Source organism: Streptomyces sp. MBT65 (assembly GCF_016612545.1).
GTDB lineage: Bacteria > Actinomycetota > Actinomycetes > Streptomycetales > Streptomycetaceae > Streptomyces.
Window position 1 is genome coordinate 1 of sequence record NZ_JAENRY010000256.1, and the last position, 15,314, is coordinate 15,314.

General features: G+C 71.2%; 15 protein-coding genes and 2 pseudogenes. 9 read left to right on the forward strand and 8 right to left on the reverse strand.

Features of this window, described 5'->3' with window-relative positions; translation table 11 throughout:
- Both JHN63_RS38855 and JHN63_RS38860 read right to left on the reverse strand, forming a co-directional pair.
- Window positions 1-876: serine hydrolase domain-containing protein (locus JHN63_RS38855; RefSeq protein WP_374222985.1), on the reverse strand; the 876-nt coding region annotated here is incomplete at its 3' end.
- A complete protein-coding gene (locus JHN63_RS38860) occupies window positions 816-2,117 on the reverse strand; it encodes a multidrug effflux MFS transporter (RefSeq protein WP_200689819.1) in 1,302 nt (433 codons plus the stop codon). The genes JHN63_RS38860 and JHN63_RS38855, both read right to left, overlap by 61 nt.
- An 87-nt stretch (window positions 2,118-2,204) precedes the next feature.
- Here JHN63_RS38860 and JHN63_RS38865 point away from each other — a divergent pair, with 87 nt between their 5' ends.
- The gene (locus JHN63_RS38865; protein WP_200689820.1) at window positions 2,205-3,203 is read left to right on the forward strand and encodes a Gfo/Idh/MocA family protein; all 999 of its coding nucleotides are present in this window, start codon (window positions 2,205-2,207) and stop codon (window positions 3,201-3,203) included.
- A gap of 17 nt (window positions 3,204-3,220) precedes the next feature.
- Window positions 3,221-3,979, forward strand: a complete 759-nt coding sequence (locus JHN63_RS38870) for an SDR family oxidoreductase (RefSeq protein ID WP_200689821.1) — start codon at window positions 3,221-3,223, stop codon at window positions 3,977-3,979.
- Window positions 3,980-4,196: 217 nt separating this feature from the next.
- Here JHN63_RS38870 and JHN63_RS38875 read toward each other — a convergent pair whose 3' ends face one another.
- The gene (locus tag JHN63_RS38875) at window positions 4,197-5,405 is read right to left on the reverse strand and encodes a D-alanyl-D-alanine carboxypeptidase family protein (protein WP_200689822.1); all 1,209 of its coding nucleotides are present in this window, start codon (window positions 5,403-5,405) and stop codon (window positions 4,197-4,199) included.
- A 275-nt stretch (window positions 5,406-5,680) separates the two neighbouring features.
- On the opposite strand from JHN63_RS38875, the gene JHN63_RS38880 reads away from it, so the two are divergent.
- Entirely contained in the window at window positions 5,681-7,162 is a 1,482-nt protein-coding gene (locus tag JHN63_RS38880; RefSeq protein ID WP_200689823.1) for an ABC transporter permease, read from the forward strand.
- Window positions 7,163-7,293: 131 nt separating this feature from the next.
- Window positions 7,294-8,046, forward strand: a complete 753-nt coding sequence (locus tag JHN63_RS38885) for an ABC transporter ATP-binding protein (protein WP_200689824.1) — start codon at window positions 7,294-7,296, stop codon at window positions 8,044-8,046.
- Window positions 8,047-8,527: 481 nt separating this feature from the next.
- Here the strand turns inward: JHN63_RS38885 and JHN63_RS38890 are convergent, their stop codons facing one another.
- Together JHN63_RS38890 and JHN63_RS38895 are read right to left on the reverse strand one after the other, a co-directional pair.
- Window positions 8,528-9,523 (reverse strand): aldo/keto reductase, encoded by a 996-nt coding sequence (locus JHN63_RS38890; RefSeq protein WP_200689825.1) that lies wholly within the window; start codon window positions 9,521-9,523, stop codon window positions 8,528-8,530.
- 74 nt (window positions 9,524-9,597) lie between these two features.
- The gene (locus JHN63_RS38895; RefSeq protein ID WP_200689826.1) at window positions 9,598-9,924 is read right to left on the reverse strand and encodes a nuclear transport factor 2 family protein; all 327 of its coding nucleotides are present in this window, start codon (window positions 9,922-9,924) and stop codon (window positions 9,598-9,600) included.
- A 123-nt stretch (window positions 9,925-10,047) separates the two neighbouring features.
- Here JHN63_RS38895 and JHN63_RS38900 point away from each other — a divergent pair, with 123 nt between their 5' ends.
- From JHN63_RS38900 to JHN63_RS38920, 5 genes are all read left to right on the forward strand, one after another.
- A complete protein-coding gene (locus JHN63_RS38900; RefSeq protein WP_200689827.1) occupies window positions 10,048-10,614 on the forward strand; it encodes a DoxX family protein in 567 nt (188 codons plus the stop codon).
- Window positions 10,615-10,656: 42 nt separating this feature from the next.
- Complete coding sequence (locus JHN63_RS38905) at window positions 10,657-11,049, forward strand: MazG-like family protein (protein ID WP_200689828.1); 393 nt, start codon at window positions 10,657-10,659, stop codon at window positions 11,047-11,049.
- Window positions 11,050-11,086: 37 nt separating this feature from the next.
- Window positions 11,087-12,487, forward strand: coding sequence for a DUF3616 domain-containing protein (locus tag JHN63_RS38910; RefSeq protein WP_200689829.1), 1,401 nt, complete (start codon window positions 11,087-11,089; stop codon window positions 12,485-12,487).
- 132 nt (window positions 12,488-12,619) lie between these two features.
- Window positions 12,620-13,531 carry an NAD(P)-dependent oxidoreductase gene (locus JHN63_RS38915; protein ID WP_200689833.1) on the forward strand — a complete coding sequence of 304 codons (912 nt, stop codon included), beginning with the start codon at window positions 12,620-12,622 and terminating at the stop codon, window positions 13,529-13,531.
- A 128-nt stretch (window positions 13,532-13,659) separates the two neighbouring features.
- Window positions 13,660-14,343, forward strand: a complete 684-nt coding sequence (locus tag JHN63_RS38920) for a DUF4232 domain-containing protein (protein WP_200689830.1) — start codon at window positions 13,660-13,662, stop codon at window positions 14,341-14,343.
- A 32-nt stretch (window positions 14,344-14,375) separates the two neighbouring features.
- Here JHN63_RS38920 and JHN63_RS38925 read toward each other — a convergent pair.
- The 3 genes and pseudogenes from JHN63_RS38925 to JHN63_RS38935 all read right to left on the reverse strand — a co-directional run.
- A pseudogene (locus JHN63_RS38925) lies at window positions 14,376-14,663 on the reverse strand (ATP-binding protein); the annotation flags it as partial.
- A gap of 55 nt (window positions 14,664-14,718) precedes the next feature.
- Window positions 14,719-15,093, reverse strand: coding sequence for a DUF742 domain-containing protein (locus JHN63_RS38930; RefSeq protein ID WP_200689832.1), 375 nt, complete (start codon window positions 15,091-15,093; stop codon window positions 14,719-14,721).
- Window positions 15,090-15,314 (reverse strand): annotated as a pseudogene (locus tag JHN63_RS38935) (roadblock/LC7 domain-containing protein); the annotation flags it as partial. The gene JHN63_RS38930 and the pseudogene JHN63_RS38935, both read right to left, overlap by 4 nt.

Here is a 15,314-nt window from a genome sequence, read left to right on the forward strand (position 1 = left end):
GTCGTCCACGACGAGAACGCGTGGGCGTTGGGGGGCGTGGCCGGCCACGCCCCCCAACGCCCACGCGTTCTCGTCGTGGACGACACCCCGCAGCATGCCCCGGTCCGCCTTGGCCCAGGGACGGCGCTGGTCCTCCGTCGCCGCCGCGCCCGGGCAGGGGCCGAAGTCCGTCGAGGTCATGCCCAGGGGGCGGGTGATGCCGTCGTGGACGAGGACGTCGAGGGTGCGGCCGCTGATGCGTTCCAGGACGAACTGGAGGAGGAGCAGGTTCAGGTCCGAGTACACGTACTCGCCCGGCTCCGCCACCGGCGCCTCCGCCCGCAGCATCGCCAGGCGTTCCGCGTCGTCCGCGCAGTCGTAGAGCGGGAGTTCGGGGCGCAGTCCCGAGGTGTGGGTGAGGAGTTGGCGGACGGTGATGCCGTGGCGGGCGGCGGCCCGGAAGTCCGGGAGGTAGGCGCCCACCCGGGCGTCGATGCCCAGCGTGCCCCGCTCGATCTGCTGCATCGCGGCCACCGCCGTGAAGAGCTTGGTGAGGGAGGCCAGGTCGAAGGGGGTGTCCACGGTGGCCGGGACGCGGGCGGCCGGCGGCAGTTCCACACCCCGGTCGGTCTCGGGGTCGTAGGCCGCGTACCGTACGGCCCAGCCCGCCGCCTCCTCGACGGCGATCACCGGGCCGCGGCCCGCGACCACGACGGTGGCCGCCGCCCAGGGGCGGTCGCCGGTGGTGAGGTCGTGGACCTCCCGGACCAGGTGACGGAGTTCCTCGGGGTCGAGGCCCGCCCGTTCCGGGGTGTCGTGGCGCAGTCTCGGGGCGCTCAGCTCCCCACTCCCTCCGCGGTCGTACCTGTTGTCGTACGTGTGTTCCAAGGACGGCACATTCCCACGAAACAGGCCACCGCCACCAATGCGGCCGCCAGTTGGACGACCGCCATCGGGACGGCGGTGTGCTCGCCCGCGATGCCGACGAGCGGGGAGGCCACCGCGCCGATCAGGAAGGAGGAGGTGCCCAGCAGTGCGGAGGCGGAGCCCGCGGAGTGCCGGGTGCGCATGAGGGCGAGGGTCTGGGCGTTGGGGAGGGTCACACCCATCGCCGACATCAGGACGAACAACGCCGTGGCCACGGGTACCAGGCCCACCGGCCCGAACACTCCCGTCGCCATCAGCAGCAGGGCCGTCGCCGCCAGCACCGCCACCGCCAGGCCCGCGCCCAGGACCTTGTCCATGGAGACCCGGCCCACCAGCAGTTTTCCGTTGATCTGGCCCACCGCGACCAGGCCGACGGAGTTGATGCCGAACAGCACGCTGAAGGTCTGCGGGGAGGCGCCGTAGATGTCCTGGACGACGAACGGGGATGCCGAGATGTAGGCGAAGAGGGCCGCGAAGGAGAAGCCGCCCGTGAGCATGTAGCCCGTGAAGGGGAGGTCGGCGAGGAGGGCGCGCATGCCGCGCAGGGCCTCCGCGGTGCCGCCCGCGTGGCGGTCGGCCGGGGCGAGGGTCTCGGGGAGGCGGGTCCAGACGAGGACCGCCAGTGCCGTCCCGACGAAGGTCAGGACCACGAACACGCCCCGCCAGTCGGTCACCCGGAGGATCTGGCCGCCGACCAGCGGCGCGACGATCGGGGCGACCCCGGAGACCAGCATGAGGGTCGAGAAGAAGCGGGCCATCGCCACGCCGTCGTAGAGGTCGCGTACGACCGCCCTCGCGATCACTATGCCGGCCGCGCCCGCGAGGCCCTGGAGCAGGCGGAAGGCGACCAGGGACTCGACGTTCGGGGCGAACGCGCACAGCGCCGTCGCCAGGACGTAGACCGCGAGGCCGGTCAGGAGCGGGCGTCTGCGGCCCCATTTGTCGCTCATCGGGCCCACCACCAGCTGGCCCAGCGCCATGCCCGCCAGGCAGGCGGTGAGCGTGAGCTGGACGGTCGCGGCCGATGCGTGCAGGGAGCGGGTGACCTCGGGGAGCGCGGGGAGGTACATGTCCATCGCCAGCGGGGGCGTCGCGGTGAGGCCGCCGAGGATGAGGATGACGAGGAGGCCCGCGCGGCGGGTCGCCTTCAGCGACGACGACGGTACGGCGGACTGCGGCGCGGCCGGCGCCTGCGCCCTCTGCTCGGGCATGTGCCCCTCCCTCCCTGGCTGATCCGCCACCTATGCTCTCAGCTCGTACAGGGTGCCGAGGTACTGGTGAGCGAGGGTGGGGCCACGATGACGGAAGAGAACGTGCGCTGGGGAGTCCTGGCGACCGGCGGGATCGCCGCCGCGTTCACGGCGGCGCTGGTCGATCTGCCGGACGCCGAGGTGGTCGCGGTGGCCTCGCGGACGGAGGCCTCGGCGAAGGCCTTCGCGGAACGGTTCGGGATCGAGCGGGCCTACGGCGACTGGGACGCGCTGGCGAACGACGCGGACCTCGATGTCGTCTACGTCGCCACCCCGCACTCGGCGCACCGCGCGGCGGCCGGTCTCTGTCTGGAGGCCGGGCGGAACGTGCTCGTCGAGAAGGCCTTCACCCTGAACTCCCGTGAGGCGAACGAACTTGTCGCGCTGGCGGCCGACCGTGGCAGCTTCCTGATGGAGGCCATGTGGATGTACTGCAATCCGCTGGTACGGCGGCTGAAGGCGCTCGTGGACGACGGCGCGATCGGTGAAGTGCGCACCGTCCAGGCCGACTTCGGGCTCGCGGGACCCTTCCCGCCCGCGCACCGGCTGCGCGATCCGGCGCAGGGCGGCGGCGCGCTGCTCGACCTCGGGGTGTACCCGGTGTCGTTCGCGCATCTGCTGCTCGGCGAGCCCGCCGACATCAAGGCGTCGGCCGTGCTCTCCCCCGAGGGCGCCGACCTCCAGACCGCGGCCCTGTTCTCCTGGGACAGCGGCGCGCTGGCCGCGCTGCACTGCTCGATCGTCGGCGGTACGGGGACCTCGGCGTCGGTGACCGGTTCGCTGGGCCGGATCGACATCCCGGACGGCTTCTTCCACCCGGAGCGGTTCGTGCTGCACCGGGACGGCCGCGACCCCGAGGAGTTCGTCCTCGACCCGGCCGACGGGCCGCGCAACACACTGCGGCACGAGGCGTCCGAGGTGATGCGGGCGCTACGGGCCGGCGAGACCGAGTCCCCGCTGGTGCCGCTGGAGGGCACCCTCGCGGTGATGCGCACGCTGGACGCGGTGCGGGAGCGGATCGGGGTGCGGTACCCGCAGGAGGGCTGACTCGTAGGCTGCGGCCCATGGACGCAGAGCGAGTGAAGACCGCCGTGGTGACCGGCGCGGGTTCCGGGATCGGCCGCGCGGTCACCGTGGAACTGCTGCGCGCGGGCTGGTCGGTGGCACTGGCCGGCCGCCGCGCCGGGGCGCTGGAGGAGACGGCCGCGCTGGTGCCCGAGGGCGCCTCCCTCGTCGTGGTGACGGACGTGGCGCGGCCGGAGGACGTGGACGCGCTGTTCGACGCGACGGTGGAGCGGTTCGGGCGCGTGGACCTGCTGTTCAACAACGCGGGGACCTTCGGGCCCGGTGGGGTGCCGGTCGAGGAGTTGCCGTACGACGCGTGGCGGCATGTGGTGGACACCAACCTCAACGGGGCGTTCCTGTGCGCGCAGGCGGCGTACCGGCGGATGAAGGAGCAGGTGCCGCAGGGCGGGCGGATCATCAACAACGGATCGATCTCCGCGCATGCTCCTCGGCCGCACTCCGTGGCCTACACCGCGACCAAGCACGCGCTGACCGGGCTCACCAAGTCCCTTTCGCTGGACGGGCGGCCGTACTCGATCGCGGTCGGGCAGATCGACATCGGGAACGCGGCGACGGACATGACCCGGCGGATGGAGACCGGGGCGTTGCAGGCCAACGGGGTGGTAGCCCCGGAACCGGTGATGGATGTCGCGGATGTGGCGCGCACGGTCCGGCACATGGCGGAGTTGCCGTTGGCGGCGAATGTGCAGTTCGCGACGGTGTTGGCGACCTCGATGCCGTATGTGGGCCGTGGCTGAGGCAAGTTGCACAAACGGAATTTGACCGTCCGCACCATTGCGCCCGGTTACTGACTTATGCTCAACTCTTCTCCACCAAAGCTTCACAGTTGGGGCACTGAGCTTCCGCGGCCACACCGAGGGGGGAGGCGACAGTCGTTCCACCGCCCGGGTGGGGGTGGGCCTCGCGTGGGACCGCGAGGTGTCACACCGGGCGGTGGAACGGCTGTCGCACAGTTCAACTCCCCTGCTTCTCCTCGGCTTTGGGCTCCGGCTCGGGACTGACCTCGGCCTTGGCCGCCGCTACGGCCGCCCGGCGCCTGCGCAGTGCGAACGCGCCGCCCGCGAGCACCACGACCGCCCCCGCCGCGCCTTCCAGCAGCCGCCAGGGCGAGGTGCCGTCCGACGAGGAGGCGGCGGATCCACCGGCGCCCGGTGCCCCCTTCGCGCCCTTCCCCGACGGTGTCGGGCTCGCGGTCGCGCCGCCCTCGCTCAGCGGATCGACCAGCGCGCCCACCGCCTGCGCCGAACTCCCTTTGCCGAAGCCCCAGTCGAGGAGCGCGGCGGTCTCCTTGTAGACCTCGTTGCCGCCGTTCGCGGGGTGCATCACGGTGACCAGGAGGGTGCGGCCGCCGCGCGTCGCTGCGCCGGTGAAGGTGTTGCCGGCGTGGCTGGTGTAGCCGTTCTTCACGCCGATGATGCCCGGGTAGATGCCCAGGCCGTAGGCGCCGGTGAGCAGGCGGTCGGTGTTCTGGATCTGGAAGGTCTTCTTGCCGCCGGCCGGGAAGTTCGCGGTCCTCGTGGAGCAGTACGCGCTGAAGTCGGCGTCGCGCAGCCCGTGCCGGGCGAAGAGTGTGAGGTCGTACGCCGAGGAGAGCTGCCCGGGGTGGTCGAAGCCGTCCGGGCTCACCACATGCGTGTCCAGGGCCTGGAGGTCCTTCGCCTTGGCCTGCATCTCGGCCACCGTCGCCGCGATGCCGCCGTTCATGTGGGACAGCACATGCACGGCGTCGTTGCCGGAGCGCAGGAAGACGCCCTGCCACAACTGGTGGACGGTGTACAGGATTCCGGGCTTGACGCCGACCATGCTGGAGCCGGAGGGGACGTCGGCGAGGTCGGCGTCGGTGGCCCGGTGGGTGCGGGTCCGCTCGAACTTGCCGAGCACGGTGTCGGCGAACAGCATCTTCAGCGTGGACGCGGGCGCGAGCCGCTGATGCGCGCGGTACGAGGCGAGCACCTCGCCCGTCCTGTGGTCGGCGACGATCCAGGAGCGGGCGGTGAGTTTCTTGGGCAGACCGGTGGCGTCGCCCACCTGGATCCCGTCGCGGGCCAGCCGCTCGCCGCCTATCGCCGTCGCCGCGGACGCGGGTGCGGCCGCCGCCAGAGGAAGGGCGGCGGCGGACAGGCCGAGAGCGGCACGCCGGGTGAGCCGAGAGGAATCGCGCATCCCGGGACCGTACAAAACCGGGGTGGGGCGGTGCACGGCGGGGGTGGCGAGAAAACGTCGGGGCGAAGGCGCGGGACCCCACACCAACAGGGCATTGAACAGGGGTTTCCTGGCAGGAGGCCCTCGACAGCTTAGGAATGAGCTGTCTGACAGAATTCTGATTTCGGGCGTCTTTTTCTCAGCTCACACACATCCCTTACTCAGGACGACTCAAAGCTTTCTCCATAGCTTGTGGCCGCGCCCACAGCGGGCGCCAAGAACCTTTGGGGAATGGGATGTTTGGCATCTATCTCAAGCGCGAGCTGAGCCGGCGCAAGAAGGCGGCCCTGGTCATCGCCATGGGTCTGGCGCTCGGTATCGCGCTGGTCATCACCGTCAACTCGGTGTCGGCCGGCATGAATCAGGCTCAGGACAAGGTCCTCAAGTCTCTTTACGGCCTCGGAACCGACATGACCGTGACCAAGGCGCAGTCGGCCCCCAAGGCCGGCAGCTCGCAGGGTCCCAGTTTCAAGTTCGGCGCCACCTCCTCCAGCAGCACCTCGCAGAGCACGGACCGGGTGAACACGCAGGGCGGTCAGGCCCTCGCGTCCTCCCTGGTCACCAAGGTCGGCGCGCAGAAGGGCGTGTCCGCCGCGGTCGGCGCGCTGACGCTGAACGTCACCAAGGTCGACGGCTCCTTCACCCAGGGCAAGGCCAAGTCCTCCACCACGTCCGGCAGTTCGGGCTCCTCGCAGCAGGGCGGCCCCGGCGGCGGCACCGGCAGCGGCTCCACCGGTCAGCCCCAAGTGCAGGGCGGCGGCGCCAACTTCAACGTGAACTCGTACTCGGTCGCCGGCATCGACGTCACCAACCAGACGCTCGGCCCGCTGTCCACGTCGAAGATCACCTCCGGCAAGACCTTCACGACCGCGCAGACCAACGCGAAGGTCGCGGTCGTCAGCGCCTCGTACGCCAAGTCGAAGAAGTACAAGGTCGGTTCGACCTTCTCGATCTCCGGCACCAAGTTCACGGTCATCGGCATCGCGACGCCCAACAGCAGCGAGTCCACGATCGACGTGTACCTGCCGCTGAAGCAGGCGCAGACGCTGGGCGACTCGAAGAACAAGGTCACCACGATCTACGTCAAGGCGACCGACTCCAAGCAGATCTCGGCCGTCAAGACGACGATCCAGAAGAACATCTCGGGTACGACGGTCACCACCTCCACCGACCTCGCGTCCACCGTGTCCGGCTCGCTGTCCACCGCCTCCAACCTGGCGACCAGCGTGGGCAAGTGGCTGTCGATCGCGGTCCTGATCGCCGCGTTCCTCGTGGCCGCGCTGCTGACCTCCTCGGCGGTGTCCCGCCGGGTGCGTGAGTTCGGCACGCTGAAGGCGCTCGGCTGGCCGAGCCGCAAGGTGACCCGGCAGGTCGTCGGCGAGTCCATGGTCAACGGTCTGATCGGCGGCGGCCTCGGTATCGCGCTGGGCCTCCTGGCGGCCTACACGGTCACCGCGATCAGCCCCAAGCTGACCGCGCAGCTCGGCTCCACCTCCGGCGGCGGTGGCGGCATGGGCGGCCCCGGCGGCGGTCAGGGCGGTCCCGGCCAGCAGGCCACCTCCAACACCCTGGAGATCGCGCTCAACGCGCCGGTCTCGCTGACCACGATCGCCCTCGCGGTGGGCCTCGCCGTCACCGGCGGGCTGATCGCCGGCGCGATGGGCGGCTGGCGTGCCTCCCGGATGCGTCCGGCGGACGCCCTGCGCAGCGTGTCGTAGGACGGCGGCTGTCACCGTGCGGCCTCCGTCGTGGAGCGCCGCACCCCTGATCCGGGGCGCCGCCACCGTTCCCCCCGGGCGGCGGCGCCCCGCCCCTCTTCTTCACAGACGTTCTTCACGACGGAGATCCCATGTACAAGCTCACCGGCGTCACCAAGCGCTACTCGCGGGGCAAGGAGACGGTCGAGGCGCTGCGCGGCGTCGACCTGACGATCGAGGACGGCGACCAACTCGTCATCCAGGGCCCCACCGGCGGCGGCAAGTCGACGCTGTTGCAGATGATCGGCGGCCTGGACCGCCCCTCCGAGGGCAGTGTCGAGCTGGACGGCGTCAACCTCGCCACCATCAGCGAGGCCAAACTGACCCGGCTGCGGGCCGAGAAGATCGGCATCATCTTCCAGTCCTTCAACCTCATCCCGACGCTCACCGCGCAGGAGAACGTCGAGACGGCCCTGGTCCCGCTCGGCGTCAAGCCGGCCGAGCGCCGCGAGCGGGCGGCGGAAGCCCTCACCTCGGTCGGTCTCGGCGACCGCCTCAAGCACGCCCCGTCCGAACTCTCCGGCGGCCAGCAACAGCGCGTCGCGATCGCCCGCGCGCTGGTCAAGAAGCCGAAGGTGCTCCTCGCCGACGAGCCCACCGGCAACCTCGACGAGGGCACCCGCGACGACATCATGGGCCTGCTCGAAGGCCTGTGGCACGAGTACGGGCTGACCTTCATCATGGTCACCCACGACTCGTCGATCGCCCGCCGCGCCCCGCGCCTCGCGACCATCAAGGCCGGCCAGATCACCCTGACCGAACAGGGCCGCGGCACGGGCCAGTTCGCCCCCCAGCAGAGCGAGGCCGACCAGCAGTACGCGCAGTACGGCAACCAGGGTTACTGAGCCCGACGCCTCAACCGGGCCCGCGTGCCCACCTGTCCGGTCCCGCAAGGGCCGCTCACCCACCCGCGCACCTGGTCGACGTCGACCGACTGCGCGGCGGTGAGCGGCCCTTGCGCGTGCACGCCCGCGTTCGCACGAGGCCTGGACCGGCCGCCCGGCGGCGAGCCGCTCCTCCGCAGCCACGCCGGCTCCCCTACGACCGGGGCCGAGCCGCTCGCTGTCGCCGTCCCGTTGTGCTGCCCGCCGCCCCGACATCCGGTGCGCCCCCACCAACTGCCCGGCAGTGAGCGGCCTTTGTGCGTCCACGCCCGCGTCCTCGTCAGCGTCCTCGTCCGCGTTTGCGTCCGGCCAAGGCCGACCACCTACCCACTCGCCCGCTCGCCCGCTCGCTCGCTCGCCAGTGAGCCGCTCCCCCGCCGCCAAGCCCTCGATCCCTTACGACAGAGACCAACCGCCCACTGTCGCCACCCCGTTGAGATGCTCAGCGCCCCAGCACCCGGTCCACCTCCGCCAACTGGCCCGCCGTGAGCGGCCCCTTCGCGATCGCGCCCGCGTTCTGCTCCGCCTGCGCGACCGAGCGGAAGCCCGGGATCGGTACGGTGCGGGGGCTGCGGGCCCACAGCCAGGCGAGGGCGCCCTGGGCGGGGGTGCGGCCCTCGGAGGTGAGGATCTCGCGCAGGGCGTCGACGCGGGCGAGCCAGTCGCCGTCGGCGCCGTCGCCCTGCTTGAAGCCCTGCATCCAGGCCGGGGGCGTGTTGCGGATGTCTCCGGGCTCCAACTCCCGCCCCACCGCCTGCTTTCCGGTGAGCAGGCCCATCGCGAGCGGGCTGCGGTTGATGCTGGCGAGCCCCAACTGCTCGCACAGGGCGAACATTTGGGGCGTGTCCTGCAACACGTTCGCCGCGTGCTGTACGGCCGCGCAGTGCTCTCCCTCGGCGAACACGGCGGCGCGGGCGGGGTCGTCGGTGCTCCAGGCGTAGGCCCGGATCAGTCCCTCGCGCACGAACTCCTCGCACTGGTCACGGAGTTCGGCGGCACGCTCCAAGTCCGCGTCGGAGAGGTGGAGTTGGTACAGGTCGACATGGTCGGTGCCCAGCCGCTCCAGCGACGCGGTGAGGGCCCGGCGGGCGTACTCCGGGGAGTCGTCGGCGCCGGTGAGGGTGCGGGTCTCCTCGTCGAAGACGTTGCCCCACTTGGTGGCGAGGACCACGTCGTCCCGGCGCTTGCCGAGCGCACGGCCCAGGACGCGTTCGCTGTGCCCCGCGCCGTAGGTGTCGGCGGTGTCGAAGAAGGTCACCCCCAGGTCGAGGGCGCGCCGGACCGCCCGTACCGACTCCTCGTCGTCGACCTTGCCCCAGCCGAGCGGCTGCCCGCTCGTGTCCTGCCACTCACCGCCGATCGCCCAGCAGCCGAAGCCGAGAGCGCTCACGTCGATACCGCTGCGGCCGAGGGTCCTGATGTTCGACTTGGTCTCCATGCCTGAGGACAGTAGGAGTTGGAGCGCACTTCAAGGCAAGGGTTTTCACATCGGGGCGACGCCTTTTGCGGCCGTCACGCCTGCCCGGTCTCGAAGCGGGCGATCCTGCCGTCCTCGCCGACCGTGAAACGCCACGCGGTGCGCATCTCGCCCCAGGTGTCGTTGGAGTAGTTGGCGACGAGGGAGCGGCCGCCGTCGGACTCGCGGTCCACCTCCATGTGACCGTGGGAGGAGAAGATCTCCCGGTCGATCCAGTCGGTGAGGTCGCGGTCGGTGCCGTCGTCCGACATCGTCGCGTCCGGCGTGAGAAGGGCCAGGAACGCGTCACGGTCATGGGCGTTGACGGCGCCGACGAAGGCCCGGACGGCCGGGTCGCTGAGTCTGGCTGGCTGAATCGTCATGCCGGTCAGACTCACACCGTTCCCGGGGGCCCGCCACCCGAACGGCGGTCTGCGCGAGCCCGCCGCAGGTCGGAGGTGCGACGGTGGAGGGACCCGTCCGCGCCGTCCGTCCAGGGAGTCACCGTGACCTGTTACGACCGACAAGATCTGGGGCTGCTGCTGCTCCGGCTGGGTACCGGCGGTGTGCTGGCCGCGCACGGCTCGCAGAAGCTGTTCGGCTGGTTCGGCGGGGGCGGGATCGAGGGCACCGGCGCGGCCATGGAGGCGATGGGCTACTCCCCCGGCAGACAGAGCGCCACGATGGCGGGCCTCGCGGAGGCGGGCGGCGGCGCGCTCCTCGCGCTGGGGCTTGCGACCCCGGCGGCGGGTGCGGCGGCGGCCGGCGCGATGGTGGGCGCGACCGCCGTGCACGCGCCCAACGGCTTCTTCGCGGCGGGCGGCGGCTACGAGTACGCGGCCTCCCTCGCGCTGACCGCGGCCGGTCTCGCGGTCACCGGACCGGGCCGGCTCTCCCTGGACCACGCGCTCGGCCACGCGGTGAACCGGGGCTGGATGGTGCCGGCGGCGCTCGCGGTGGCGGGGGCGGCGACGGCCGTGGTGGTGGGGCTGCGGAACCGGCGGGTGCGGGAGGACGCGGAGTTCGGGCAGGAGACGCTGTTCGACGAGGCGGACGCGGTCTTCGGCAAGTAGGAGGCGGTCCGACGAGCAGGGCCGTGCTGGCAGGCTGGGTCCATGAGTGATCAGAAGGACCAGCCCGCCGAGCTCTGGGCCGGCATCGAGGACCTGTGGACCTGGGTGGACACGAATCGTCCCGTCGAAGGCCGGGAGGGGCTCCTCCTCCGCATCCTGAAACTGTCCGAGGAGGTCGGTGAGGTCGCCCAGGCGGTGATCGGGGCGACCGGCCAGAACCCGCGCAAGGGCGTCACCCACACCTGGGACGACGTCCAGGGCGAACTGTGCGACGTCGTGATCACCGCGCTGGTGGCGCTGCGCACGCTGACCCCCGACACACAGGAGGTCTTCGCCCGTCACCTGGCCCGGGTCATGGAACGCTCCCTCGGCCCGTCCGCCGTTGTTCACCCTCAGGACCTGCCCGGGCCGCGCGGAGTTGGTGGGATCCGCTGAGCCTTCTCGTCGACACCGAGCCGACGAAGGGGTCCCAGTGCAGGACTACGTTTTCACCAGTGGGCGCAGGACGGTCGCCGTGGCGGGCACCTGCCTCGCCCTCGCCGCCCTCGGGCTGGGCGCCAACACCCAGGCGCACGCGGCGAGTTACGGCACCCCGACCATCTCCCTGTCGGCCACGTACCTGTCGGGCGCGGTGGGTGCGGTCGGTGACCCCACAGTCCAGGTGACGGTCGCTCAGAGCGGCGCGGACGTCGGCGCGTTGACGGTCGCGGCGAGCAAGAGCAGCAAGACGTCCGTGGCGCCGACGAGCGCGGTGACCGTCACCGGCACCGGCACGACCCGTCAACTCGCCGTCACGGCGGCCGCGCAGGGCTACACCGACCTGACGGTGAAGGTCACGGGCCTCGGCGGCAAGACGGCCACCAAGACCCTGCACTACGCGGCCTCAGCATCCGTCCAACAGCCCGCCGACACCCGCTACTTCACCGGCTCCAGCGACGCCTCCGCCGCGGTCGACGTGGGCGGCGGCTATGTCGTCGTGGCGGACGACGAGTCCAACGTCCTGCGCCTGTACGACCGTTCGACCTCCGGAGCACCGATCAAGACCTGGGACTTCAGCGACGACATCGACGTCTCCAAGGAGATCGACATCGAGGGCGCGGCCCGCGTCGGCGACACGATCTACTGGACCGGCTCGCTGGGCAACAACAAGGACGGCGAGTACAAGGCGCCCCGCAACACGGTCTTCACCACGAAGGTGACCGGCAGCGGCGCCAACACCACGCTCTCCTACGGCAGTTCGTACGGCAAGCTGCGCGACAACCTGGTGGCGTGGGACAAGGCGAACGGCAACCGGTACGGCTTCGCGGCGGGCACGGCGGACGGTCAAGTGCCCAAGGAGATCAACGGGTTCAACGTGGAGGGGCTGGAGTTCGCGCCGGGTTCGACGACGACGGCGTACCTCGGCTTCCGCGCCCCGCTCGCCCCGGCCGTGGCGGGCGGCAAGGCGCTCCTGGTCCCCGTCACGAACATCGACAAGGTGGTGGCGAACGGGACGGCGGCCACCTTCGGCACCCCGATCGAGCTGGACCTCGGCGGCCTGTCCGTGCGCGACCTCCGCAAGAACGCGGCGAACCAGTACCTGATCGTCGCCGGTTCATGGGCCGCCGACGACAACTCCGACCCGTACGCCCTCTACTCCTGGACCGGCAACGCCACCGACAAGCCGGTCAAGCTGCGCGACCTGCCGACCACGGACCCGGGCGCGTGGGAGGCGGTCGTGGACGTCCCGGACCTGACGGTCGCGGGCGCCCGCGCCCAGCTGATCACCGACGACGGCGCGGCCGACCTGTACGGCGACGGCACCGAGGCGAAGGACCTCACTCACCCGGAGTGGCAGAAGTCCCGCTCGACGTGGTTCACGGTCACGGGCTGACGGGCGGCGACTCACAGACGGCGCGCGGCACGGGCCAGGACGGGCCGGTGCCGCGCGCCTGTCGGGAGGCCGGGCGTGCCGCGCCCTGGCACCCTGGTCCTCGACAACACCGTCGAGGACGAAAGCCGAGTCATGACCTCCGAAAAGCTCACCGTAGGCGTTCTGGGCACCGGCATCATGGGCGCCGCGATGGCCCGCAATCTCGTCCGCGCCGGGCACACCGTCCATGTCTGGAACCGGACCCGCGCCAAGGCCGACCCGCTGTCGGCCGACGGCGCGCACGTCACCGACACGGTGGCGGAGACCGTGCGCGACGCCGATGTGATCCTCACGATGCTCTACGACGGCGACACCGTCCTCGACGTGATGCGCGAGGCCGCGCCCGCCCTGCGGCCCGGTGCCGCGTGGATCCAGTCGACGACCTCGGGCCTCGAATCGGTGGGCGAACTGGCCGAGTTCGCGAACCGGCACGACCTCGTCTTCTACGACGCCCCCGTCCTCGGCACCCGACAGCCCGCGGAGGCAGGGCAGTTGACGGTTCTGGCGGCGGGCCCGGAGAGCGGCCGCGAGACGGTGACCCCGGTGTTCGACGCGGTCGGTGCCCGCACGATGTGGGTGGGCGAGGAGGGCGCGGCGGCGACGGCGACCCGGCTGAAGCTGGTCGCCAACAGTTGGGTGCTGGCCGTGACGAACGCGGCGGGCGAGGCGCTGGCGTTGGCCAAGGGCCTGGGCGTGGACCCGCAGGACTTCCTCGGCCTCATCGCCGGCGGTCCCCTCGACATGGGCTATCTGCACGCCAAGTCGGCCGCCATCCTCAACGACCAGCTGACTCCGGCGAGTTTCGCGGTCACGACGGCGGAGAAGGACGCCCGGCTGATCGTGCAGGCCGGCGCGGCGAACGGCGTACGGCTGGATGTGGCGGCGGCGGGCGCGGAGCGGTTCGCGCGGGCGGCGGCGCAGGGGCACGGGGACGAGGACATGGCGGCGGCGTATTTCGCGAGCTTCGAGCCGGGGGCGGACGGGAAGCCGACCGAGTCGTCCTGATCCGGCCTTGATCTCGTCACAGCCGGGACACAGCGAGCACACAGAAGAAACCGGTCGTACGGCCTGAGCTGTCTCCCCCGCCGAAATGCCGGCACGGCCGGTCGCACGAACCGAACTCGGGGGACGTCATGCAGAAGAACAGCATCCGCAGGGCCGCGATGGCGATGGCCGCGTTGTCGGCGGCGTTGGTGGTGACGGCATGTCAGCCGGGTGACGCGGACACCGGGTCCGACGTGTCGTCACAGACACCGACCGCGACGGCCTCCCCCATCTCCTCCGGGTCCACGGAGGCCACCGGGTCCACGGGAACCTCCGGATCCGCGGGGGCCACGGGTTCCACGGGGTCGTCCGGGTCCACGGGTACCGCGGTGAAGACGTGCGCGGCGGCCTCGCTCAAGGCGATCGCCTACCAGGCCGCCGACCGCCCGGCCGGTACCGGAACCGGTGCGGCGGTCGTGCAGTTCACCAACACCACATCGAAGGCGTGTGTCCTCCAGGGGCACCCCACCGTCGCCGGCGCGGCGAACGGCTCCCCGGAACTCAACGTCCCCCTGAAGGTCACCCCCACCGGCTCCGCCTCCCCCGTGACGCTGTCGCCCGGCGGCCAGGCCTGGCTGAAGCTGACCTTCGTACAGGTGCAGGGTGAGGGGGACGGTTACTGCGAGTCGGGGTCGGCTCCGGTGATCTACCCGACGATGGTGATCGGGCTGCCCGGCGCCGGGGCACACCAAGTCGCGCTGGACGACGGCCAGTTCGCGGAGTGCGACGGCACGCTGACCGCGACGGCCGTGACGGCGACGAAGCCCTCATGACCGTACGGTCGTAGTGTCGTGCGACGGTGCGGCTACACCGGCTGACGGTCGCCCGACGCCTCGAACGCCAGCCCCCGCATGACGTGTTCGAGCAGGGCGAGCAGCACCGTCTTCACCGACTCCCGGTCGCGGGCGTCGCAGAGGACGAGCGGTATGTCGGGGGCGAGGTCGAGTGCCGTGCGGATCTCCTCGGGGTCCTCTTCGCAGACGCCGTTGAAGCAGTTGACGCCCACGGCGAAGGGAATGCCGCGGTGCTCGAAGAAGTCGACGGACGGGAAGCAGTTCTCCAGCCGCCGGGTGTCCGCGAGGACGACCGCGCCCGCGACGAGGATCTTGGCCGTGGCGGCGTTGGGCGCGACCGTGGTGGAGCGGCGGTCAGATTCTACGAATGCCATCGATCACTGCCTGGAGGAAACGGGCGTCGGGGGTACCGGCCGCGGCGGGCGGGGAGACGGAGACGAGTTCGTTGTCCAGGAGGTCATCGAGCAACACCCGGATGACCGCGACGGGTTGATCGAGCCGGGCGGCGACCTCCACCAGCGCGGTGGGCGTACGGCAGAGCGCGAGCAGCCGGTTCTGTTCGGGCTGGAGGCGCTGGTCGCGGGTCGGCGGCCGGACGGTGCTGATCAGGGTGATCAGTTCGATACCGGAGTGGAAGGTCGGGGTGCGGCCGCCGGTGACCGTGTACGGGCGGACGAGCAGGGCCGGTTCCTCGTCTTCCCACGGATCTTCCTCGGACCAATGTCTCATTCATGCTCACCCGCGAAGGGAGCGCCGCTGTACTCCGGGAACCGCGGGGGCGCGCTGAGGAACTGCCCCACCTGCCGTACGACCATGGTCATCTCGTAGCCGACGTTGCCGACGTCCACCTGGGAGGTGGCGAGGACGGCGAGTCGGGCGCCGCCGCCGGCGGTGGTGACGAAGAGGAAGAGGTCGTCCATCTCGATGACGGTCTGCTGCACCCGGCCGCC

Excerpts from the sequence above, each read along its gene's own strand:
- JHN63_RS38860 (WP_200689819.1), bottom strand. The coding sequence starts at position 2,117 with ATGCCCGAGCAGAGGGCGCAGGCGCCGGCCGCGCCGCAGTCCGCCGTA.
- JHN63_RS38865 (WP_200689820.1), top strand. The coding sequence starts at position 2,205 with ATGACGGAAGAGAACGTGCGCTGGGGAGTCCTGGCGACCGGCGGGATC.
- JHN63_RS38870 (WP_200689821.1), top strand. The coding sequence starts at position 3,221 with ATGGACGCAGAGCGAGTGAAGACCGCCGTGGTGACCGGCGCGGGTTCC.
- JHN63_RS38875 (WP_200689822.1), bottom strand. The coding sequence starts at position 5,405 with ATGCGCGATTCCTCTCGGCTCACCCGGCGTGCCGCTCTCGGCCTGTCC.
- JHN63_RS38880 (WP_200689823.1), top strand. The coding sequence starts at position 5,681 with ATGTTTGGCATCTATCTCAAGCGCGAGCTGAGCCGGCGCAAGAAGGCG.
- JHN63_RS38885 (WP_200689824.1), top strand. The coding sequence starts at position 7,294 with ATGTACAAGCTCACCGGCGTCACCAAGCGCTACTCGCGGGGCAAGGAG.
- JHN63_RS38890 (WP_200689825.1), bottom strand. The coding sequence starts at position 9,523 with ATGGAGACCAAGTCGAACATCAGGACCCTCGGCCGCAGCGGTATCGAC.
- JHN63_RS38895 (WP_200689826.1), bottom strand. The coding sequence starts at position 9,924 with ATGACGATTCAGCCAGCCAGACTCAGCGACCCGGCCGTCCGGGCCTTC.
- JHN63_RS38905 (WP_200689828.1), top strand. The coding sequence starts at position 10,657 with ATGAGTGATCAGAAGGACCAGCCCGCCGAGCTCTGGGCCGGCATCGAG.
- JHN63_RS38915 (WP_200689833.1), top strand. The coding sequence starts at position 12,620 with ATGACCTCCGAAAAGCTCACCGTAGGCGTTCTGGGCACCGGCATCATG.
- JHN63_RS38920 (WP_200689830.1), top strand. The coding sequence starts at position 13,660 with ATGCAGAAGAACAGCATCCGCAGGGCCGCGATGGCGATGGCCGCGTTG.
- JHN63_RS38930 (WP_200689832.1), bottom strand. The coding sequence starts at position 15,093 with ATGAGACATTGGTCCGAGGAAGATCCGTGGGAAGACGAGGAACCGGCC.